Origin of the sequence: Rhizobium ecuadorense (assembly GCF_001187535.1) — a bacterium.
In the GTDB taxonomy this organism is placed as follows: domain Bacteria; phylum Pseudomonadota; class Alphaproteobacteria; order Rhizobiales; family Rhizobiaceae; genus Rhizobium; species Rhizobium ecuadorense.
Genome location: NZ_LFIO01001107.1, coordinates 290080 through 310511 on the forward strand (window position 1 = coordinate 290080; position 20432 = coordinate 310511).

Below are 20432 nucleotides of genomic sequence, written 5' to 3' on the forward strand. Positions count from 1 at the left end.
CGATGATTCGCAAAGACGCTGAGAAGGTCGTCAGATCCCAAGCACGGTCACCAGCGGGGGCGTAAAGTCCTTGAAGCCCACTCTCGGCCAGTCGCACCGCCTGTCAAACCGCGTCTTGGGTTCGTGGCGCTGGCATTGCGGATTCGTCTTGAAGGCGTATCCGGGCAGGCTGACATATCTGGCGCTTGGTGCATAAAGGGCGACCGCGATGCACAGCGTCAATGCGGAGCAGAGAGTCCTCATGGAACACCTCCAGGTGTAGCAAGCGCGGAGATTTTCCGGGCGGCGAATTCTCCCACTTTTGCCCGCGCCCATCCATTCGCCCAATAGGAGGTGGCGGGGCGGCCGGAGTAGTCCGTTCTGGTGGAGCGCTGGCTTTCAGGCGCCGCGCCGCATCGCGACCTGCCGGACGTCCCACTGGATCCAATTGGAATCCCAATTACATGACGACGCAGCTGAGGCGTCTGCCTGCGAAAGCTGCTATTTGGCACTAAAGGGAAAAATGGTGGGCGATGAGAGACTCGAACTCCCGACATCCTCGGTGTAAACGAGGCGCTCTACCAACTGAGCTAATCGCCCATCGCGAGCGAAGCCGGATCGGCCTGCCGCGTTGGTGGCCGTGATCTATGCGGATCGCGGCAAAACCGCAAGAGTGTTTGTGAAGAATTTTTGATTTTTTTGGTAGTGGTCCCGCTCCTTGTGATGGCGATCGGGCGCCGCTAGGCTGTGGATAAAGGGGAGGGGGCATGTCGGCTTCGACTGCGCCGGCAGCTTCGGTCGGGCGTCGGCGCCGTGGCGAACAACGGAATTGCCGGCTTTTCATTCTCCCCGCATGGGCCTTGCCGAAACAATTCAACGACTGTCATGGTTTTGTCTCCAAACCTGCTTGACACTAAATGGCGAACCCCGTAGTTAGCCGCTCATCGAAACGGGCAGCCGTTTTGGTGAGGGTGCGAAGGCATCCGGACTGCTTGAAATGAATTGCGGGTGTAGCTCAGTTGGTTAGAGTGCCGGCCTGTCACGCCGGAGGTCGCGGGTTCGAGCCCCGTCACTCGCGCCATTTCTTCTCAAAGCCATGCAGTTTCCAGTGGTCAGACATGCAGCTTCACACGGCTTGCGCGGATTTGTCGCGACATCGTTGCATCTGCTTGATAATGTCCGCGCGCGACGCGTCGAATTGGCTCTGTAAATCTCTTGCGCCGGGGCTTCGGCTGCGCTAACCACGGCTTTGTTGCAACGCACGTTCGCTTGCCGGGCATTTGCCCAAATGTGCCGCCTGGCGCCTCCGGCAAGCAGGGATGAACATGATGACTGAACTGCTCAGTTCCTATATTCCGATCGCTATCTTCATCGCTATCGCGCTCGTTATCGGCCTGGCGCTGCTCATTGCGCCGTTCGCCGTCGCTTTCAAAGCGCCCGATTCGGAAAAGCTCTCGGCCTACGAATGCGGCTTCAACGCTTTCGATGACGCCCGCATGAAGTTCGACATCCGCTTCTACCTTGTGTCGATCCTCTTCATCATCTTCGATCTGGAAGTCGCCTTCCTCTTCCCCTGGGCCGTTTCCTTCGGCGCCATCGGCTGGTTTGGCTTCTGGTCCATGATGGTCTTCCTCTTCGTGCTGACCATCGGCTTTATCTATGAATGGAAAAAGGGAGCCCTGGAATGGGAGTAGCCCCTGTGAGCAATCAGCCGCTCGTCGCCCCGCAGCCGAAGGGGATCATCGATCCCTCCACAGGCAAGCCGATCGGCAGCAACGACGCCTTTTTCGGCGAGATCAACAATGAGCTGGCCGACAAGGGTTTCCTCGTCACCTCGACCGACGAGCTGATCAACTGGGCCCGTACCGGCTCGCTGATGTGGATGACCTTCGGTCTGGCCTGCTGCGCTGTCGAGATGATGCAGCTGTCGATGCCGCGTTACGACGTCGAGCGCTTCGGTTTTGCGCCGCGCGCCTCGCCGCGCCAGTCCGACGTCATGATCGTCGCCGGCACGCTGACCAACAAGATGGCGCCGGCTCTGCGCAAGGTCTACGACCAGATGCCCGAGCCGCGCTACGTCATCTCGATGGGTTCCTGCGCCAATGGCGGCGGCTACTATCACTATTCCTATTCGGTGGTGCGCGGCTGCGACCGCATCGTGCCGATCGATATCTACGTCCCGGGCTGTCCCCCCACGGCGGAGGCGCTGCTCTACGGCGTGCTTCTGCTGCAGAAGAAGATCCGGCGCACCGGCACGATCGAACGCTAAGGGTTAAGGACAAGGCATATGAGTGAAGCCCTGACTGAGCTTGCGTCCTACCTTGGTGAAGCGCGCGGCAATCTGATCGCCGCATCGCAGATGAAGTATGGCGAGCTGACGCTGACGACGACGGGTGAAAACCTGATCGCGCTTTTGACCTTCCTGCGTGACGACGCCAAATGCGGCTTCGTCAACCTGATCGATATTTGCGGCGTCGACTGGCCGCAGCGCGAGCTGCGTTTCGACGTCGTCTATCACCTGCTGTCGCCGAAGCAGAATGTCCGCATCCGCGTCAAGGTCGCAACCGACGAAGATACGCCGGTTCCCTCGGCCTGCGCCGTCCATCCCGGCGCCGACTGGTTCGAGCGCGAAACCTGGGACATGTACGGCGTGCTCTTCACCGGCCATCCGGACCTGCGCCGCATCCTGACCGACTACGGCTTCGAAGGCCATCCGCTGCGCAAGGACTTTCCGACCACCGGTTTCGTCGAGGTCCGCTACGACGACGCCGCCAAGCGCGTCGTCTACGAGCCGGTTGAGCTGAAGCAGGAATTCCGCAACTTCGACTTCATGTCGCCCTGGGAAGGGACGGAGTATGTGTTGCCGGGGGATGAGAAAGCGAAGCAGTGAGTAGTGATTAGTCGGTAGTGAGTAGTGGGCAGATATTTGGGTGACAACCGGGAAAATCAGCTCCTATCGTGATTTGAAAGTCTGGCAATTTGCTATCGAGCTGTCTGTTGTTTGTTATGAGGTGACGAGAACCTTCCCGCGGGAAGAGATCTATGGAATGACCAGCCAGATTAGACGATCTTCCGCTTCCGTGGCCGCGAATATCGCGGAGGGATATGGAAGAGAAAATCGAGGCTCGTTTGCCCAATTTCTCAAAATCGCTCAGGGCTCGTTGAAAGAGTTGGAGACGCATTTGATCATCGCCGGACGAATTGGCTTTCTTCAAGCCTTGGCCTTGGACGAATTGCTCGACCGATGCGACGAAATTGGAAAGATGCTGGGATCGCTTATCCGAAGCGTTCAGCACAGGAAAGCTGACGAATAGTGAGCGGAAAAACTAACGACTACTCACTAATCACTACTCACTCTAAGCGAGTTGATCGCCATGACCGAACATAACGTCCGCAACTTCAACATCAATTTCGGACCGCAGCATCCGGCGGCGCATGGCGTTCTTCGTCTTGTCCTGGAGCTTGACGGCGAAATTGTGGAGCGGGTTGATCCGCATATCGGCCTGCTGCATCGCGGCACCGAGAAGCTGATCGAGACCAAGACCTACCTTCAGGCCGTGCCCTATTTCGATCGCCTCGATTATGTCGCGCCGATGAACCAGGAGCATGCCTATGCGCTGGCCGTGGAAAAGCTGCTCGGCATCGACATTCCGATTCGCGGCCAGCTGATCCGCGTTCTCTATTCGGAAATCGGCCGTATCCTCTCGCATCTCCTGAACGTCACGACGCAGGCGATGGACGTCGGCGCGCTGACGCCGCCGCTCTGGGGCTTCGAAGAGCGTGAAAAGCTGATGGTGTTCTATGAGCGCGCCAGCGGTTCGCGCATGCACGCCGCGTACGTCCGTCCGGGCGGCGTTCATCAGGACCTGCCGGAACAGCTCGTCCAGGATATCGGCGACTGGTGCGATCCGTTCCTCAAGGCGCTCGACGACATCGACAATCTGTTGACCGGTAACCGCATCTTCAAGCAGCGCAACGTCGATATCGGCGTCGTCTCGCTGGAGGATTGCTGGGCCTGGGGCTTCTCCGGCGTCATGGTGCGCGGTTCGGGCGCTGCCTGGGATCTGCGCCGCTCCCAGCCTTACGAATGTTATTCCGATCTCGAATTCGACATTCCGATTGGCAAGAACGGCGACAATTACGACCGCTACCTGATCCGCATGATCGAGATGCGCGAATCGATCCGCATCATGAAACAATGCGTCAACCGCCTGCTGTCGGATGCCAAGACCGGTCCCTTCTCGTCGATCGACGGCAAGGTCGTGCCGCCGAAGCGCGGCGAGATGAAGCGCTCGATGGAAGCGCTGATCCACCACTTCAAGCTCTATACCGAAGGCTACCACGTTCCGGCCGGCGAGGTTTACGCCGCCGTCGAAGCGCCGAAGGGCGAGTTCGGCGTCTATCTGGTCTCCGACGGCTCCAACAAACCGTATCGCTGCAAGATCCGTGCGCCCGGTTATGCGCATCTGCAGGCGATGGATTTCATGTGCCGCGGCCACCAGCTTGCCGACGTCGCAGCCGTGCTCGGCTCGCTCGACATCGTCTTCGGCGAGGTGGACCGCTGATGCAGCGTCTGCCGCTTGTCGTCGCACTTCTTCTTGCGGCATCCGGGGTTTCGGCCCAGGAGACCGATACGCTCGGCACGCCGCTGGGGCATAAGGAAGTGACGCCGCCGGCGGCGAAAACGTCCATGGGCGAGCTTTTATCCAAGGGCTATCAGATCAAGGCTGCCATTCCGAATGGCAGCAAATTCGTCGTATTTATGCAGAAAGACCAGTCGGCCTATGCCTGCGAAATGCAGTCTTTGACCGCTTCGCGGTGTGGAACCCTAAACTGACAAGGCGTGAGGAAGAATGTCCGTTCGTCGATTAGCCGAAGATCAATTTCAGCCTGCCGCATTCGCTTTCAGCGATGAAAATGCGGTCTGGGCGGACAAGACGATCCAGAAATACCCTGCCGGCCGCCAGCAATCGGCGGTCATTCCGCTGTTGATGCGGGCGCAGGAGCAGGATGGCTGGGTCACGCGCGCGGCGATCGAAAAGATCGCCGACATGCTCGACATGGCCTATATAAGAGTGCTCGAGGTCGCGACCTTCTATACGCAGTTCCAGCTGCACCCCGTCGGCACCCGCGCCCATGTGCAGGTCTGCGGCACGACGCCCTGCATGCTGCGCGGCTCGGAAGCGCTGATGTCGGTCTGCAAGAGCAAGATCCATGCCCATGCCTTCGAGCGCAATGCCGAGGGAACGCTGTCCTGGGAAGAGGTCGAATGTCTTGGCGCCTGTGTCAACGCCCCGATGGTGATGATCGGCAAGGACACCTATGAAGACCTGACGCCGGCGCGTCTCGAAGAGATCATCGACAGCTTCGCTGCCGGCAATGGCGCGAGCATCAAGCCGGGCACCCAGATCGACCGAGTGTTTTCGGCCCCTGAAGGCGGCCTGACCTCACTGACGACGGAAGAGCCGAAGACACGGACGCGCGCCAAGAAGGCCGATGCCGAAACCGTGTCGGCTCCGGTCGACGCCGCTCCGGTTCCGCCCTCCGAGGCTGCCCGCCCGAAGAGCACCGATGCCGAGACCAATGCGGCGCTGAAGACGCCGGCTACGGCGCCGAAGGCCGCGGCAAAGAATGCCAAGGCTGCCGAACAGCAGCCGGTATCCGGCACCGCGGCCGCCGAGCCGGCACCCGCCGTCAAGGCCGAAGCCGCCCCGGCGGCAAAGCCTGCGCTTACCGACAAGAACCGTCCGGCCGGCATCGAAAAGCCCGCCGCACCGGATGATCTGAAGATGATCTCGGGCGTCGGCCCGAAGATCGAGGCGACGTTGAACGAAATCGGCATCTTCACCTTCTCGCAGGTCGCGGGCTGGAAGAAGGCCGAACGCGAATGGGTCGACGGCTACCTGAATTTCCGCGGCCGCATCGAGCGCGACGACTGGGTCAAGCAGGCCAAGGCGCTCGCCAAGGGCGGCGAAGCGGAATATATCAAGGTCTTCGGCAAGAAGCCGCGGTAAGAGGTGAAGCATGTTACAAGATAAAGACCGCATCTTTACCAACATCTACGGCCTCAAGGACAAGTCCCTGAAGGGCGCGATGAGCCGCGGCCACTGGGACGGCACCAAGCAGATCCTCGAAAAGGGCCGCGACTGGATCATCAACGAGATGAAGGCGTCGGGTCTTCGCGGCCGCGGCGGCGCCGGCTTCCCGACGGGCCTGAAATGGTCCTTCATGCCGAAGGAAAGCGACGGCCGCCCGCATTATCTCGTCGTCAATGCCGACGAATCGGAGCCCGGCACCTGCAAGGACCGCGACATCATGCGCCACGATCCGCATACGCTGATCGAAGGCTGCGTCATCGCGAGCTTCGCCATGGGCGCCAATGCCGCCTATATCTATGTGCGCGGCGAATATATCCGCGAGCGCGAAGCGCTGCAGGCGGCGATCGACGAATGTTATGATTACGGCCTGCTCGGTAAGAACAACAAGCTCGGCTGGGACATGGACATTTTCGTCCATCACGGCGCCGGCGCCTATATCTGCGGCGAGGAAACCGCGCTGCTCGAAAGCCTCGAGGGCAAGAAGGGTCAGCCGCGCCTGAAGCCGCCTTTCCCGGCCAATATGGGCCTCTACGGCTGCCCGACGACAGTCAACAACGTCGAATCGATCGCGGTCGCGCCGACGATCTTGCGCCGCGGCGCCGGCTGGTTCTCGGCCATCGGCCGTCCGAACAATGTCGGCACCAAGCTGTTCATGCTCTCCGGCCACGTCAACAAGCCGTGCACGGTCGAAGAGGAAATGGGCATTACCTTCCGCGAACTGGTGGACCGCCATGCTGGCGGCATCCGCGGCGGCTGGGACAATCTGCTTGCCGTCATTCCGGGCGGCGCATCCTGCCCGATCGTTCCGGCCAAGGACATCATCGACTGCCCGATGGATTTCGACGGCCTGCGCGGCGTCGGCTCCTCCTTCGGCACGGCGGCCGCGATCGTGATGGACAAGTCCACCGACGTCATCAAGGCGATCGCCCGCATCTCCGCCTTCTTCAAGCATGAGAGCTGCGGCCAGTGCACGCCCTGCCGCGAAGGCACCGGCTGGATGTGGCGGGTTATGGAGCGCATGGCCAAGGGCAATGCCCAGAAGCGCGAAATCGACATGCTGTTCCAGGTGACCAAGCAGATCGAAGGCCACACCATCTGCGCGCTCGGCGACGCCGCCGCATGGCCGGTGCAGGGTCTGATCCGTAACTTCCGTCCCGAGATCGAAAAGCGCATCGACCAGTATACGGCAAGCGCACTCGATCACGGCGCGGTTCTGGAGGCGGCTGAATAGTCATGGCGGACAAGGCATCGAAGAGTGGACAGAAGGAAGACGTCGCCGATTTCGCGGCGGGCTTCGGCCGTCTTGCCGCCGAGATGCTGGAAAATGCACGCGCGATGCCGGTGCATCCGCTGATGGCGCATCCCGCCGCTGCCTTCGCCGCCGCAACCGCGATCGGCTTCGGTTTTTCGACACAGATGGCGGGCGCCTTCTTCGGCGCCTTCCAGAGCGCGCTGGAAACCACCGGCAAGGTCGCCGCCGCCCTCGATGACACGCCGCCGGATGCACTGGCGCCCGACGTCGAGATCCGGCCGGAGAATATTCGCCCTGCCGTCAAGGTTGTCGCCAAGCCGGCGACCGCGAACCGGCCGGCGGCAGAGACCAAGCCAGACGTCGAGAAGACGGCAAGGCCGAAACTGACTGTTGTAACACCGGTCAGCACACCGGTACCGGCAAGCCAGCCGAAGCCGGCCGTCAAGGCAAAACCGGTAGCGCGGACTGCAAAGGCCGACGATCTGAAGCTGATTTCCGGCATCGGCCCGAAGCTGGAGCAGGTGTTGAACGCCAAGGGCATACGCAGCTTCGCCGAGATTGCCGGCTGGAGCGCCGAGGACATTGCCCGACTTGACGCCGAGCTTGGCTTCAACGGCCGAATCGGCCGTGACGACTGGACCGGTCAGGCGAAAGTTCTGGCCGGGCGGGCGCGCCGAAAGAAATGAACTGTCCGGCCGTGCAATCGGCCGGAAAAGTTGGGCAGATCGGCGGACGGGCGGGGGCCTCACGCTGCAGATGCCGGTGCGGGTTCCGGACCTGGAACACGCGATAGAGAATTTGGGCGACATCAAATGTCGGCAGGACGAAAGATCCGGCTTGGCAATGAGACTGTTGCAAAAATAGGTTTGTTTGCCGTCATCAGGCAAACGGGAAACAGGACTGAGCGACGATGGCAAAACTGAAGATTGACGGCAACGAAATCGAGGTTCCGGATCATTACACGCTGTTGCAGGCGTGCGAGGATGCCGGCGCCGAAGTTCCGCGCTTCTGCTTTCATGAGCGCCTGTCGGTTGCCGGCAACTGCCGCATGTGCCTTGTCGAGGTGAAGGGCGGCCCGCCGAAGCCGCAGGCTTCCTGCGCCATGAGCGTACGCGACATCCGCGGCGGCCCGAACGGTGAACTGCCGGAAGTCTTCACCAACACCCCGATGGTCAAGAAGGCCCGCGAAGGTGTGATGGAATTCCTGCTGATCAACCATCCGCTCGATTGCCCGATCTGCGACCAGGGGGGCGAATGCGACCTGCAGGACCAGGCGATGGCCTTCGGCATCGACACCTCGCGCTACCAGGAAGACAAGCGCGCCGTCGAAGACAAGTATATCGGCCCGTTGGTCAAGACGGTGATGAACCGCTGCATCCACTGCACGCGCTGCGTCCGCTTCACCACCGAGGTTGCCGGCATTTCCGAACTCGGCCTGATCGGCCGCGGCGAGGATGCCGAGATCACCACCTATCTCGAACAGGCGATGACCTCCGAGCTGCAGGGCAATGTCGTCGATCTTTGCCCGGTGGGTGCGCTGACCTCCAAGCCCTTCGCCTTCACCGCGCGCCCTTGGGAATTGAACAAGACCGAATCGATCGACGTCATGGATGCCGTCGGTTCGGCGATCCGCGTCGATACCCGCGGCCGTGAAGTCATGCGCATCCTGCCGCGCGTCAACGAGGCAATCAACGAAGAGTGGATCTCCGACAAGAGCCGCTTCATCTGGGACGGCCTGAAGACCCAGCGCCTCGACCGGCCTTACGTCCGCCGCGACGGCCGCCTGCAGCCCGCCACCTGGGCCGAGGCTTTCGGCGCCATCAAGGCAGCCGTCGGCGCCACTTCGGGCGACAAGATCGGCGCGATCGCAGGCGACCTTGCCTCCGTCGAGGAAATGTATGCACTGTCCGAACTGGTGAAGTCGCTGGGTTCCGAGAACCTCGACTGTCGCCAGGATGGGGCGGCACTCGATCCGTCGCTCGGCCGTGCAAGCTACCTCTTCAACCCGACCATCTCGGGCATCGACCAGGCCGACGCGCTGCTGATCATCGGCGCCAATCCGCGCTTCGAGGCAGCCATCCTCAATACCCGCATCCGCAAGCGCTGGCGCCGCGGCAAGTTCCCGATCGGCGTGATCGGCGAGCCGGGCGAACTGCGCTACAGCTATGACTATCTCGGCGGCGGTCCCGACACGCTGAAGGATCTGGTCGACGGCACCCACGCCTTCGCCGACGTGCTGAAGAACGCCGCCAAGCCGATGATCATCATCGGCCAGGGCGCGCTGTCGCGCACCGACGGCGCCGGCGTTCTCGCCAGTGCCGCCAAGCTTGCCGGTTCGGTCGGCGCGGTCGTCGAAGGCTGGAACGGCTTTGCCGTCCTCCACACCGCGGCCTCGCGCGTCGGTGGCCTCGACCTCGGCTTCGTGCCGGGTGCCAAGGGCGTCAACGCCGCCGAAATGCTGACGGCGATGGATGTGCTCTTCCTGCTCGGCGCCGACGAACTCGCTTTCACCGCCAAGAAGGCCAAGCTCACCGTCTATATCGGTTCGCACGGCGATAACGGCGCTCATCATGCCGACGTCATCCTGCCGGCCGCAGCCTATACCGAAAAGTCCGGCACCTGGGTCAACACCGAAGGCCGGGTCCAGATGGGCAATCGCGCAGGCTTTGCGCCGGGTGACGCCCGCGAGGACTGGGCGATCATCCGCGCCCTTTCCGACGTGCTCGGCAAGAAGCTTCCCTTCGATTCGCTCAGCCAGTTGCGCGTCCAGCTCTATGCCGCTTTCCCGCATTTCGCCGCCATCGACGAGATCGCCGAAACCGATAGCGCCCAAATTGCCGCAGTTGCGAAAAAAGCCGGCAAGATGAACAAGTCAGGGTTTGCGTCGCCGGTGAAAGACTTCTATTTGACGAACCCGATAGCGCGTGCCTCGGCAGTGATGGCGGAGTGCTCGGCATTGGCCCGCAACAACTTCAAAGTCGCGGCAGAGTAAGGGCAGGGGACTATGGATTCTTTCTTTTCGACCTATGTCTTGCCGGCGATCATCATGATCGGTCAGTCGCTGCTGCTTCTGGTCTGCCTGCTCGTCTTCATCGCCTACGTGCTGCTTGCCGACCGCAAGATCTGGGCTGCCGTGCAGCTGCGCCGCGGCCCCAACGTCGTCGGCCCCTTCGGCCTGTTCCAGTCCTTCGCCGACCTTCTGAAGTTCGTCTTCAAGGAGCCGATCATTCCGGCCGGCGCCAACAAGGCGGTGTTCCTGCTTGCCCCGCTGGTGACGGTGCTTCTCGCACTGTCCACCTGGGCGGTAGTGCCGCTTGCCGACGGATGGGTGATTGCCAACATCAATGTCGGCATCCTCTACATCTTCGCGATCTCCTCGCTCGAAGTTTACGGCATCATCATGGGCGGCTGGGCTTCGAACTCGAAGTATCCGTTCCTGGGCGCGCTGCGCTCGGCCGCACAGATGGTGTCCTATGAAGTCTCGATCGGCTTCGTCATCGTCACCGTGCTTCTCTGCGTGGGCTCGCTGAACCTGACCGATATCGTCAATGCGCAGCATACCGGCCTCGGCACCATGCTCGGCCTGCCGGCGTCGTTCCTCGACTGGCACTGGCTGTCGCTCTTCCCGATGTTCATCATCTTCTTCATTTCGGCGCTGGCCGAAACGAACCGTCCGCCCTTCGACCTTCCGGAAGCCGAATCGGAACTGGTGGCCGGCTTCATGGTCGAATACGGCTCCTCGCCATACATGATGTTCATGCTCGGCGAATATGCGGCCGTCTGCCTGATGTGCTCACTGACGACGATTCTCTTCCTCGGCGGCTGGCTGCCTCCGGTCGACATCTGGATCCTCAACTGGGTCCCGGGCATCATCTGGTTCATGCTGAAGGCCTGCTTCGTGTTCTTCATGTTCGCGATGGTCAAGGCTTTCGTCCCGCGCTACCGCTACGACCAGCTCATGCGCCTCGGCTGGAAGGTCTTCCTGCCGCTGTCGCTCGCCATGGTCATCATCGTTGCATTCGTGCTGAAGCTGATGGGATGGGCTTGATGACGCCCTCTCTCGTTTCCGGCAAAATTGGAGGTTGAAGATGGCAAGCTTGTCCGGCTCCATCAGCTCGCTGTTTCTCAAGGAATTCGTCGGCGCGTTCTTTCTGTCGATGCGCTATTTCTTCCGCCAGAAGGCAACGATCAACTACCCCTTCGAAAAGGGTCCGGTTTCCCCGCGTTTCCGCGGTGAGCATGCGTTGCGTCGTTATCCGAACGGCGAAGAACGCTGCATCGCCTGCAAACTCTGCGAGGCGATCTGTCCTGCTCAGGCCATCACCATCGAGGCCGGTCCGCGCCGCAACGACGGCACCCGCCGTACGGTGCGCTACGACATCGACATGGTGAAGTGCATCTATTGCGGCTTCTGCCAGGAAGCCTGCCCGGTCGATGCGATCGTCGAAGGCCCGAATTTCGAATTTGCGACGGAAACCCGCGAAGAGCTCTATTTCGACAAGGCGCGCCTTCTCGATAACGGCGACCGGTGGGAGCGCGAAATCGCCCGCAATATCGCGATCGATTCGCCGTACCGCTGATTGGGTTTTGAAATGCCGCGATGGGGCTTCGCTGCTCCGGCCGCGGTCAATATGCACAGGAGCTTTGCCGGTCAGCCGCGCAAAGCTCTATCGGGCAGATAAACTCCCGGCTGCCCGGGGGAAGATGAAAAAGGCACCAACATGGGTCTGCAGGCTCTATTTTTCTATCTTTTCGCCTTTGTCGCGGTGGCGTCGGCGTTCATGGTCATCTGGGCGAAGAACCCGGTTCACTCGGTTCTGTTCCTGATCCTGGTGTTCTTCAACGCGGCCGGCCTCTTCCTGCTGCTCGGTGCCGAATTCCTGGCGATGATCCTGCTCGTCGTCTATGTCGGCGCCGTCGCCGTGCTCTTCCTCTTCGTGGTGATGATGCTCGATATCGACTTCACCGAGCTCAGGGCAGGGGTTCTCGAATATGCGCCGATCGGCGGGCTGATCGGGATCATTCTCGCAGCCGAACTGATCGTCGTCATCGGCGGCAGCGTCATCTCGCCCGAGATCGCCAAATCCGTCGCCATGCCGATCCCGGCGCTCAGCGAGCGCACCAATACCGCCGCTCTCGGCGATGTGCTCTACACCAACTACGTCTATTTCTTCGAGATCGCCGGCCTGGTGCTGCTGGTCGCGATGATCGGCGCCATCGTCCTGACGCTGAGGCACCGCACCAACATCAAGCGGCAGAATATCCCGAGGCAGGTTGCCCGCACGCCCGCCACCGCCGTCGAGGTGGTGTCGGTCAAGCCCGGGCAGGGCGTCTAAGGCAGGTCAAGGAACAAAGAACATGGTCATCGGACTTTCCCACTACCTGACGGTCAGCGCCATCCTCTTCACGCTCGGCGTCTTCGGCATCTTCCTGAACCGGAAGAACGTCATCGTCATCCTGATGTCGGTCGAACTGATCCTGCTTTCCGTCAACATCAACATGGTCGCCTTCTCCTCCTTCCTGAACGACATCGTCGGCCAGGTCTTCGCGCTGTTCATCCTGACGGTGGCGGCTGCCGAAGCGGCGATCGGTCTTGCAATTCTCGTTGTCTTCTACCGCAACCGCGGCTCGATCGCGGTCGAAGACGTCAATATGATGAAGGGCTGAGTGGCTCATGTTCCTCTATAAGGCTATCGTCTTTCTTCCCTTGATCGGTGCGATCGTCGCCGGCCTGTTCGGCCGCGCCATCGGCGCCAAGGCTTCGGAATATGTCACCAGCGGCCTGATGATCATCGCCGCCATCCTCTCTTGGTACGTCTTCTTCACCGTCGGCATGGGCCACGGCGAAGGCGGCCCGATTAAGGTCGAGGTGCTGCGCTGGATCCAGTCCGGCGGCATCGACGTCTCCTGGTCGCTGCGCGTGGATACGCTGACCTCCGTCATGCTGATCGTCGTCAACACGGTCTCGACGCTGGTTCACGTCTATTCGATCGGCTACATGCATACCGATCCGCATCGCCCGCGCTTCTTCGCCTATCTCTCGCTCTTCACCTTCGCCATGCTGATGCTGGTGACGGCCGACAACCTGGCGCAGATGTTCTTCGGCTGGGAAGGCGTCGGTCTCGCCTCCTATCTGCTGATCGGCTTCTGGTTCAAGAAGCCCTCGGCAACAGCTGCGGCGATGAAAGCCTTCATCGTCAACCGCGTCGGCGACTTCGGCTTCGTGCTCGGCATTGCCGGCGTCTTCGTGTTGTTCGGCTCGATCAATTTCGACACGATCTTCGCCAATGCCTCGAATTTCGCCCCGCATGAAGGCGGCGGCGAGGCGAGCGAGGTGATCCTCAACCTCTTCGGCATGCAGCTCGACAAGGCGCATGCGCTGACCGGCGTCTGCCTGCTGCTGTTCATGGGCGCCATGGGCAAGTCGGCGCAGTTCCTGCTGCACACCTGGCTGCCCGACGCCATGGAAGGCCCGACCCCGGTTTCGGCCCTCATCCATGCCGCCACCATGGTCACCGCCGGCGTCTTCCTCGTCGCCCGCATGTCGCCGCTGTTCGAACTGTCGCCGGATGCGCTCGTCGTCGTCACCGTGATCGGTGCGATCACCGCCTTCTTCGCGGCAACCGTCGGCCTGGTGCAGAACGACATCAAGCGCGTCATCGCCTATTCCACCTGCTCGCAGCTCGGCTACATGTTCGTGGCGCTCGGGGTAGGGGCCTATGGCGCGGCGATCTTCCATCTGTTCACGCATGCCTTCTTCAAGGCGCTGCTCTTCCTCTGCGCCGGCTCGGTCATCCATGCCGTCGATGGCGAGCAGGACATGCGCTACATGGGCGGCTTGCGGCCGCACATCAAGTGGACCTTCCGGATGATGATCATCGGCACGCTGGCGATCACCGGCGTCGGCATCCCCTTCACGCCGATCGGCTTTGCCGGCTTCTTCTCCAAGGACGTGATCATCGAGGCGACCTATGCATCGCATTCGCCGGTCTCGGGCTTTGCCTTCTCGCTGCTGGTCATCGCTGCTCTGTTTACGAGCTTCTATTCCTGGCGCCTGATCTTCATGACCTTCTACGGCAAGCCGCGCGCTTCGCACGAGGTGATGCATCACGTGCACGAATCGCCGCAGGTCATGCTGGTGCCGCTTTATCTCCTGGCGGTCGGCGCGGTGCTCGCAGGCTACTTCTTCGAAGGCCGGTTCTACGGCGAGGAATATGCCGAGTTCTGGAAGGGGGCGCTCTTTACCGGCGCCGAGAACGAACTCGTCGAAGAGTTCCACCACGTGCCGGCGCTGGTGGCCCTGAGCCCCTTCATCGCCATGCTGCTCGGCTTCGTCACCGCCTGGTACATGTATATTCGCTCGCCGCAGACGCCACGCGTCCTCGCCAGGCAGCACCGTGTCCTCTACCAGTTCCTGCTGAACAAGTGGTATTTCGACGAGCTTTACGACTTCCTGTTCGTCCGCACCGCTAAGGCGCTCGGCCGCTTCCTGTGGAAGAAGGGTGATGTCGGCGTCATCGACACCTACGGCCCGAACGGTGTCGCCGCCCGCGTCGTCGCCGTTACCGACCGTGTTGTCCGCCTGCAGACCGGTTACCTCTATCACTACGCCTTCGCCATGCTGATCGGCATTGCGGCGCTCGTTACCTGGATGATGCTCGGGAGTTCTTTCTGATGACCGATTGGCCTATTCTTTCAACGGTCACCTTCCTGCCGCTCGTCGGCGTGGTGTTCCTGTTGCTGATGAACGGCGACAGCCAAGCCGGCCGCAAGAACGTGCTGGGAATCTCGCTGATCACCACCGTCTTCACCTTCGTCGTTTCGCTCGTCATCTGGATCGGTTTCGACAATGCCAATCCGGGCTTCCAGATGGTTGAGAAGCATGACTGGCTCGGCACCGGCATCGGCTACCACCTGGGCGTCGACGGCATCTCCATGCTGTTCGTCATCCTGTCGACCTTCCTCATGCCATTCTGCGTGCTGGCGAGCTGGCTCTCGATCGAGAAGCGCCTGAAGGAATACATGATCGCTTTCCTCATCCTGGAAACGATGATGGTCGGCGTCTTCGTCTCGCTCGATATCGTGCTGTTCTACGTCTTCTTCGAGGCGGGCCTCATTCCGATGTTCCTGATCATCGGCGTCTGGGGTGGCAAGGATCGCGTCTATGCGAGCTACAAGTTCTTCCTCTATACGCTGCTCGGCTCGGTGCTGATGCTGCTCGCCATCATGGCGATGTACTGGCAGGCCGGCACGACCGACATTACCGCGCTGCTCGCCTATAAATTCCCGCCGGCGCTGCAGACCTGGCTATGGCTAGCCTTCTTCGCCTCCTTTGCGGTGAAGATGCCGATGTGGCCGGTTCATACCTGGCTTCCGGATGCCCACGTTCAGGCGCCGACCGCAGGCTCGGTAATCCTGGCCGGCGTGCTCCTGAAGCTCGGCGGCTACGGCCTGATCCGCTTCTCGCTTGGCATGTTCCCGGTCGCATCAGACTATTTCGCGCCGTTCGTCTTCGCTCTGTCGGTCATTGCGATCATCTATACCTCGCTGGTGGCGATGATGCAGGACGATATCAAAAAGCTGATCGCCTATTCCTCGGTGGCGCACATGGGCTACGTCACCATGGGCATCTTCGCCGCCAACATGCAGGGTGTTCAGGGCTCGATCTTCCAGATGCTGTCGCACGGCATCGTCTCCGGCGCGCTCTTCCTCTGCGTCGGCGTCGTCTACGATCGCACCCACACCCGCGAGATCAACGCCTATGGCGGCCTCGTCAACAACATGCCGAAATATGCGGTGGCGATGATGGTCTTCACCATGGCCAATGTCGGGCTTCCCGGCACCTCCGGTTTCATCGGCGAATTCCTGACGCTGATGGGCGTCTTCCGGGTCAACACGTGGGTCGCGCTCTTTGCCGCCACCGGCGTCATCCTTTCGGCCGCCTATGCGCTCTGGCTTTACCGCCGGGTGATCTTCGGCGCGCTGGAGAAGGAAAAGCTGAAGGCGCTGCTCGATCTTTCTCCCCGGGAGCAACTGATCCTCTACCCGCTGGTCGCATTGACCATCCTCTTCGGCGTTTACCCGGCTCCCGTCTTCGATGCGACGGCCGCCTCGGTGGATCTGCTGGTCAACAACTACACGGCCGCCGTGCACGCAGCGCAGAATGTTGCGCTGTCTATGAATTGATGACGGGACTTATCGGACATGACCGCTGAAACAATTCTCCTCAGTCTGCATCTTTCCGCGCCGGAGCTGATCCTCGCGGTCGGCGCCCTGGTCCTGTTGATGGTCGGCGTCTTCTCGGGCGAGCGGTCGGGCCCCGTCGTCACCGGCCTTGCCATCGTGCTGCTGCTCGCCGCCGGCCTGTGGCTGCTCTTCGTGCCGGCAGAAGGCCTTGCCTATGGCGGCGTCTACATGGCCGACGGCTTCTCGCGCTTCATGAAGCTGGTGGCGCTCATCGGATCGCTGGTCGCCCTGTTCATGACGATCGGCCACGCCCGCGAAAATCAGCTCGACAAGTTCGAGTTCCCGGTTCTGCTGGTGCTGGCGACCCTCGGCATCCTGCTGATGATCTCGGCCAACGACCTGATCTCGCTCTATCTGGCGCTGGAACTGCAGTCGCTGGCGCTCTATGTCGTCGCCGCGATCAACCGCGACAGCCTGAAGTCGACCGAAGCCGGCCTGAAATATTTCGTCCTCGGCGCGCTTTCTTCAGGCATGCTGCTCTACGGCATGTCGCTGGTCTATGGCTTCACTGGCCACACCCATTTTTCCGAGATCGCCCAAGCGCTTTCGGTCGAGGGCGCGCGTTCGCTCGGCCTGATCTTCGGCCTGGTCTTCATCCTCGCCGGCATCGCTTTCAAGATCTCCGCCGTTCCCTTCCATATGTGGACGCCGGATGTTTATGAAGGTGCGCCGACGCCGGTTACCGCCTTCCTGGCCGCAGCCCCCAAGGTTGCCGCCATGGCGATGATGACCCGCATCGTCATCACCGCCTTCCAGCCGGTTCTGGCGGACTGGCAGCAGGTCGTCGTCTTCATCTCGATCGCCTCGATGCTGCTCGGTTCCTTTGCGGCGATCGGCCAGAAGAACATCAAGCGGCTGATGGCCTATTCGTCGATCGGCCACATGGGCTATGCGCTGGTCGGCCTTGCCGCCGGCAATCAGACCGGTGTTTCCGGTGTCATGCTCTACATGGTCATCTATATGGTCATGACCCTCGGCACCTTTGCGATCATCATGTCGATGCGCCGCAAGGATGGCACCGTCGTCGAGGAGGTCAACGATCTCGCCGGCCTTTCCACCACCAACCCGTTCATGGCCGTGGTGCTGACGGCGCTGATGTTCTCGCTTGCCGGCATTCCGCCGCTCGCCGGCTTCTTCGCCAAGTATTTCGTCTTCGTCGCCGCCATCGAAGCCAAGCTGTATGCGCTTGCCATCATCGGCGTGCTCGCCTCGGTCGTCGGCGCTTACTATTATCTGCGCGTCATCAAGCTGATGTGGTTCGATGAGGCGACCGGCGAATTCGCCCGCGTCTCCGGTTCGTTGCGTCTGGTCTTCGGTCTCTCCGGTCTTTTCGTCACCGCCTATGTCCTCATCGGCGGCCCGATCGGCGGTGCGGCAGAGCTTGCCGCCGCGACGCTCTTTTGATGGCTTCCGACGGACGGCGCCGGATATCGCTCGGCGATTTCCGGCATGAGGCTCTGTCGGAAACATCGTCTACCAACAGCGAATGCCTCGCCCGGGCACGGGCGGGCGATGGCGGCAACCTCTGGGTGACGGCGGAACGGCAGACCGGCGGCCGCGGCCGCCGCGGCCGGCTCTGGGTTTCCGAACGCGGCAATCTCTATGCCTCTCTTCTGCTGATCGACCCGGCGCCGATGGAGCGCCTGAGCTCTCTGCCGCTGGCTGTTGCCGTTGCCGTGCACCAGGCGATCCGCCAGGTGCTGCCGCCGGGCTCCGAGCCGCTCGAGGTCAAATGGCCGAACGATATTCTCATCGGCCGAAAGAAGACCTGCGGCATCCTCGTCGAAGGCGAGCGGCTGCCCGATGGCCGCTACGCGCTGATCGTCGGCATTGGTATCAATGTCTCGGTGATGCCGGATAATCCGCTCTACCCCGTCACCTGCCTGCGTCAGCATGCAAGCGCGGCGTCGCCGGAGGAACTCTTCGCCCATCTCTTCGCCGCGATGGCTGAGGTGCTTGATCAATGGAACCAGGGCCGCGGCATCGCCGAGATCACCGCCCGCTGGCGCGCGATCGCCTGCGGCATCGGCGAAAAGATCACGGTGAATTTGCCGGACCGATCGATTTCCGGACAATTCGCCGGAATTGATGATAATGGCTTGTTGATGCTCGATACCGGCACTGGCAGGATAATGCCCATTGCTGCCGGTGATGTGTTTTTTGGATAGCGGAAAAAACGAAAATTATGGCGAAACAGGACGAGTTGGTATTCCTGCCTCTGGGCGGCGTTGGCGAGATCGGCATGAATCTCGCTCTTTACGGCTACGGCCCGCCCGAGCATCGCCAGTGGATCATGGTCGATTGCGGCGTCACCTTTCCCGGCCCCGACCTGCCGGGCGTCGACCTCGTGCTGCCCGATATCCGCTTCCTCGCCAGTGAACGCAAGAACCTCAAGGCGATCATCATCACCCATGCGCATGAAGATCATTATGGCGCGCTCGCCGATCTCTGGCCGGGCTTGAACGTGCCGGTCTATGCCTCGGGCTTTACCGCTGGCCTGCTCGAAGCCAAGCGCAATTTCGAGAAGGCGAGGATCGGCGAAGTGCCGGTGACGCCGTTCAAGGCAGGCGACACGATCAATGTCGGCCCCTTCAGCATCGAAGGCGTGGCCGTCAACCATTCGATCCCCGAGCCGATGTCGCTGATGATCCGCACGCCGGCCGGCAACGTCATCCATACCGGCGACTGGAAGATCGACCACGAGCCCTCGCTCGGCCCACTGACCGATGAGACGCGGTTCCGCCAGCTCGGCGACGAGGGCGTTCTGGCGCTGATGTGCGATTCCACCAACGCGCTGCGCGACGGCGTCTCGCCCTCCGAAAAGGATGTGTCGGAAAGCCTGCGCAAGATCATCGAGAATGCCGAAGGCCGGGTGGCGATCACCACCTTCTCGTCGAATGTCGGGCGCATCCGCACCGTTGCCGAAGCGGCCGAGGCGGCCGGCCGCGAAGTGCTGCTGCTCGGCAGCTCGCTGAAGCGGGTCGTCGACGTCGCCCAGGATATCGGCCTGATGGAGGGCGTGAAGCCTTTCATCTCCGAGGAGGAATACGGCTACATCCCGCGCGACAAGGTCGTCGTCATCCTGACCGGCAGCCAGGGCGAGGCGCGGGCAGCGCTTGCCAAGCTCTCCCGTGACGAGATGCGCAATGTGGCCTTTGCGGCAGGTGATATCGTCGTCTTTTCCTCCCGCGCCATTCCCGGCAACGAGAAGGCGATCCAGGACATCAAGAACGGCCTTGTCGAGCAGGGCGTGCACATCATCACCGATAGCGAGGCGCTGGTTCACGTCTCCGGCCATCCCCGCCGCAACGAGCTGCAGCGGATGTACGAGTGGACGCGGCCGAAGATCGTCGTGCCGGTGCATGGCGAGGCGACGCATCTGACGGCGCACAAGGAACTTGCCGAGCAATCCGGCATCGCGATCGTGCCGCGTGTGCGCAACGGCGATATCCTGCGGCTGGCGCCCGGTCCCGTCGAGGTGATCGGCGAGGCGCCGCATGGCCGCATCTACAAGGACGGTACCCTGATCGGCGATTTCGACGAGATGGGGATCGGCGAGCGCAAGAAGCTCTCCTATGTCGGTCATGTCGCGGTCAGCGTTGTGCTCGACGCTCGCTATGACATCATCGGCGATCCCGATCTCGTTTCGATCGGCCTGCCTGTTTTTGACGACGAGGGCGAGGAGATGGAAGATACGCTCTTCGAAGCGGCGATCAGCGCCATCGAAAGCATTCCGCGCGCCCGCCGCAAGGATATCGACATGGTGCAGGAGGCAGTGCGCCGGGCGATCCGCGCCGCTGCCAACCATGCCTGGGGCAAGAAGCCCGTCGTCACCGCCTTCGTCACCAAGGTCTGAC

General features: G+C 61.5%; 20 protein-coding genes and 2 tRNA genes. 20 read left to right on the forward strand and 2 right to left on the reverse strand.

Annotated elements, in window-relative coordinates; all coding sequences use genetic code 11:
- Window positions 1-30 precede the first annotated feature (30 nt).
- Entirely contained in the window at window positions 31-243 is a 213-nt protein-coding gene (locus AF337_RS23580; RefSeq protein ID WP_049734047.1) for a hypothetical protein, read from the reverse strand.
- Window positions 244-503: 260 nt separating this feature from the next.
- Window positions 504-579, reverse strand: a tRNA-Val gene (locus AF337_RS23585).
- A 404-nt stretch (window positions 580-983) separates the two neighbouring features.
- Here AF337_RS23585 and AF337_RS23590 point away from each other — a divergent pair.
- The 20 genes from AF337_RS23590 to AF337_RS23685 all read left to right on the forward strand — a co-directional run bounded on the left by AF337_RS23590 (window position 984) and on the right by AF337_RS23685 (window position 20431).
- Window positions 984-1060, forward strand: a tRNA-Asp gene (locus AF337_RS23590).
- 247 nt (window positions 1061-1307) lie between these two features.
- The gene (locus AF337_RS23595; RefSeq protein ID WP_007626195.1) at window positions 1308-1673 is read left to right on the forward strand and encodes an NADH-quinone oxidoreductase subunit A; all 366 of its coding nucleotides are present in this window, start codon (window positions 1308-1310) and stop codon (window positions 1671-1673) included.
- A complete protein-coding gene (locus tag AF337_RS23600) occupies window positions 1664-2248 on the forward strand; it encodes a NuoB/complex I 20 kDa subunit family protein (protein WP_049734048.1) in 585 nt (194 codons plus the stop codon). The genes AF337_RS23595 and AF337_RS23600 overlap by 10 nt, the downstream gene beginning before the upstream one ends.
- An 18-nt stretch (window positions 2249-2266) precedes the next feature.
- Window positions 2267-2869: an NADH-quinone oxidoreductase subunit C gene (locus AF337_RS23605; protein ID WP_003587282.1), complete on the forward strand. Its 603-nt coding sequence runs from the start codon at window positions 2267-2269 to the stop codon at window positions 2867-2869.
- Window positions 2870-2909: 40 nt separating this feature from the next.
- A complete protein-coding gene (locus AF337_RS23610; RefSeq protein ID WP_049734049.1) occupies window positions 2910-3293 on the forward strand; it encodes a four helix bundle protein in 384 nt (127 codons plus the stop codon).
- A gap of 60 nt (window positions 3294-3353) precedes the next feature.
- A complete protein-coding gene (locus AF337_RS23615) occupies window positions 3354-4544 on the forward strand; it encodes an NADH-quinone oxidoreductase subunit D (protein ID WP_049734050.1) in 1191 nt (396 codons plus the stop codon).
- Window positions 4544-4816, forward strand: coding sequence for a hypothetical protein (locus tag AF337_RS23620; RefSeq protein ID WP_049734051.1), 273 nt, complete (start codon window positions 4544-4546; stop codon window positions 4814-4816). The genes AF337_RS23615 and AF337_RS23620 overlap by 1 nt, the downstream gene beginning before the upstream one ends.
- A gap of 16 nt (window positions 4817-4832) precedes the next feature.
- A complete protein-coding gene (locus AF337_RS23625) occupies window positions 4833-5993 on the forward strand; it encodes an NADH-quinone oxidoreductase subunit E (protein ID WP_049734052.1) in 1161 nt (386 codons plus the stop codon).
- A gap of 10 nt (window positions 5994-6003) precedes the next feature.
- Window positions 6004-7308: an NADH-quinone oxidoreductase subunit NuoF gene (gene nuoF, locus AF337_RS23630; RefSeq protein ID WP_003547378.1), complete on the forward strand. Its 1305-nt coding sequence runs from the start codon at window positions 6004-6006 to the stop codon at window positions 7306-7308.
- Between the two features lie 2 nt (window positions 7309-7310).
- Window positions 7311-8015, forward strand: a complete 705-nt coding sequence (locus AF337_RS23635) for an NADH-ubiquinone oxidoreductase (protein WP_049734053.1) — start codon at window positions 7311-7313, stop codon at window positions 8013-8015.
- A 224-nt stretch (window positions 8016-8239) separates the two neighbouring features.
- A complete protein-coding gene (nuoG, locus tag AF337_RS23640) occupies window positions 8240-10321 on the forward strand; it encodes an NADH-quinone oxidoreductase subunit NuoG (protein WP_049734054.1) in 2082 nt (693 codons plus the stop codon).
- 12 nt (window positions 10322-10333) lie between these two features.
- A complete protein-coding gene (gene nuoH / locus AF337_RS23645; protein ID WP_003587271.1) occupies window positions 10334-11377 on the forward strand; it encodes an NADH-quinone oxidoreductase subunit NuoH in 1044 nt (347 codons plus the stop codon).
- A 40-nt stretch (window positions 11378-11417) separates the two neighbouring features.
- Window positions 11418-11909: an NADH-quinone oxidoreductase subunit NuoI gene (gene nuoI / locus AF337_RS23650; RefSeq protein WP_003547385.1), complete on the forward strand. Its 492-nt coding sequence runs from the start codon at window positions 11418-11420 to the stop codon at window positions 11907-11909.
- 141 nt (window positions 11910-12050) lie between these two features.
- Complete coding sequence (locus AF337_RS23655; RefSeq protein ID WP_003573901.1) at window positions 12051-12665, forward strand: NADH-quinone oxidoreductase subunit J; 615 nt, start codon at window positions 12051-12053, stop codon at window positions 12663-12665.
- Window positions 12666-12687: 22 nt separating this feature from the next.
- A complete protein-coding gene (nuoK, locus tag AF337_RS23660) occupies window positions 12688-12996 on the forward strand; it encodes an NADH-quinone oxidoreductase subunit NuoK (RefSeq protein WP_049734055.1) in 309 nt (102 codons plus the stop codon).
- A 7-nt stretch (window positions 12997-13003) separates the two neighbouring features.
- Window positions 13004-15004 (forward strand): NADH-quinone oxidoreductase subunit L, encoded by a 2001-nt coding sequence (gene nuoL, locus AF337_RS23665; RefSeq protein ID WP_049734056.1) that lies wholly within the window; start codon window positions 13004-13006, stop codon window positions 15002-15004.
- The gene (locus AF337_RS23670) at window positions 15004-16515 is read left to right on the forward strand and encodes an NADH-quinone oxidoreductase subunit M (RefSeq protein WP_049734057.1); all 1512 of its coding nucleotides are present in this window, start codon (window positions 15004-15006) and stop codon (window positions 16513-16515) included. Before nuoL ends, AF337_RS23670 begins: the two co-directional genes overlap by 1 nt.
- Before the next feature lie 18 nt (window positions 16516-16533).
- Window positions 16534-17979: an NADH-quinone oxidoreductase subunit NuoN gene (gene nuoN / locus AF337_RS23675; RefSeq protein ID WP_049734058.1), complete on the forward strand. Its 1446-nt coding sequence runs from the start codon at window positions 16534-16536 to the stop codon at window positions 17977-17979.
- Window positions 17979-18743, forward strand: coding sequence for a biotin--[acetyl-CoA-carboxylase] ligase (locus AF337_RS23680; RefSeq protein WP_049734059.1), 765 nt, complete (start codon window positions 17979-17981; stop codon window positions 18741-18743). Before nuoN ends, AF337_RS23680 begins: the two co-directional genes overlap by 1 nt.
- Window positions 18744-18760: 17 nt before the next feature.
- Window positions 18761-20431, forward strand: a complete 1671-nt coding sequence (locus tag AF337_RS23685; RefSeq protein WP_049734060.1) for a ribonuclease J — start codon at window positions 18761-18763, stop codon at window positions 20429-20431.
- The last annotated feature ends 1 nt before the right edge of the window (window position 20432 follow it).

What these genes read in the sequence shown, in the direction of transcription:
- AF337_RS23580 (WP_049734047.1), bottom strand. Translation starts at nt 243, where the DNA reads ATGAGGACTCTCTGCTCCGCATTGACGCTGTGCATCGCGGTCGCCCTT.
- AF337_RS23595 (WP_007626195.1), top strand. Translation starts at nt 1,308, where the DNA reads ATGACTGAACTGCTCAGTTCCTATATTCCGATCGCTATCTTCATCGCT.
- AF337_RS23600 (WP_049734048.1), top strand. Translation starts at nt 1,664, where the DNA reads ATGGGAGTAGCCCCTGTGAGCAATCAGCCGCTCGTCGCCCCGCAGCCG.
- AF337_RS23605 (WP_003587282.1), top strand. Translation starts at nt 2,267, where the DNA reads ATGAGTGAAGCCCTGACTGAGCTTGCGTCCTACCTTGGTGAAGCGCGC.
- AF337_RS23615 (WP_049734050.1), top strand. Translation starts at nt 3,354, where the DNA reads ATGACCGAACATAACGTCCGCAACTTCAACATCAATTTCGGACCGCAG.
- AF337_RS23620 (WP_049734051.1), top strand. Translation starts at nt 4,544, where the DNA reads ATGCAGCGTCTGCCGCTTGTCGTCGCACTTCTTCTTGCGGCATCCGGG.
- AF337_RS23625 (WP_049734052.1), top strand. Translation starts at nt 4,833, where the DNA reads ATGTCCGTTCGTCGATTAGCCGAAGATCAATTTCAGCCTGCCGCATTC.
- nuoF (WP_003547378.1), top strand. Translation starts at nt 6,004, where the DNA reads ATGTTACAAGATAAAGACCGCATCTTTACCAACATCTACGGCCTCAAG.
- AF337_RS23635 (WP_049734053.1), top strand. Translation starts at nt 7,311, where the DNA reads ATGGCGGACAAGGCATCGAAGAGTGGACAGAAGGAAGACGTCGCCGAT.
- nuoG (WP_049734054.1), top strand. Translation starts at nt 8,240, where the DNA reads ATGGCAAAACTGAAGATTGACGGCAACGAAATCGAGGTTCCGGATCAT.
- nuoH (WP_003587271.1), top strand. Translation starts at nt 10,334, where the DNA reads ATGGATTCTTTCTTTTCGACCTATGTCTTGCCGGCGATCATCATGATC.
- nuoI (WP_003547385.1), top strand. Translation starts at nt 11,418, where the DNA reads ATGGCAAGCTTGTCCGGCTCCATCAGCTCGCTGTTTCTCAAGGAATTC.
- AF337_RS23655 (WP_003573901.1), top strand. Translation starts at nt 12,051, where the DNA reads ATGGGTCTGCAGGCTCTATTTTTCTATCTTTTCGCCTTTGTCGCGGTG.
- nuoK (WP_049734055.1), top strand. Translation starts at nt 12,688, where the DNA reads ATGGTCATCGGACTTTCCCACTACCTGACGGTCAGCGCCATCCTCTTC.
- nuoL (WP_049734056.1), top strand. Translation starts at nt 13,004, where the DNA reads ATGTTCCTCTATAAGGCTATCGTCTTTCTTCCCTTGATCGGTGCGATC.
- AF337_RS23670 (WP_049734057.1), top strand. Translation starts at nt 15,004, where the DNA reads ATGACCGATTGGCCTATTCTTTCAACGGTCACCTTCCTGCCGCTCGTC.
- nuoN (WP_049734058.1), top strand. Translation starts at nt 16,534, where the DNA reads ATGACCGCTGAAACAATTCTCCTCAGTCTGCATCTTTCCGCGCCGGAG.
- AF337_RS23680 (WP_049734059.1), top strand. Translation starts at nt 17,979, where the DNA reads ATGGCTTCCGACGGACGGCGCCGGATATCGCTCGGCGATTTCCGGCAT.
- AF337_RS23685 (WP_049734060.1), top strand. Translation starts at nt 18,761, where the DNA reads ATGGCGAAACAGGACGAGTTGGTATTCCTGCCTCTGGGCGGCGTTGGC.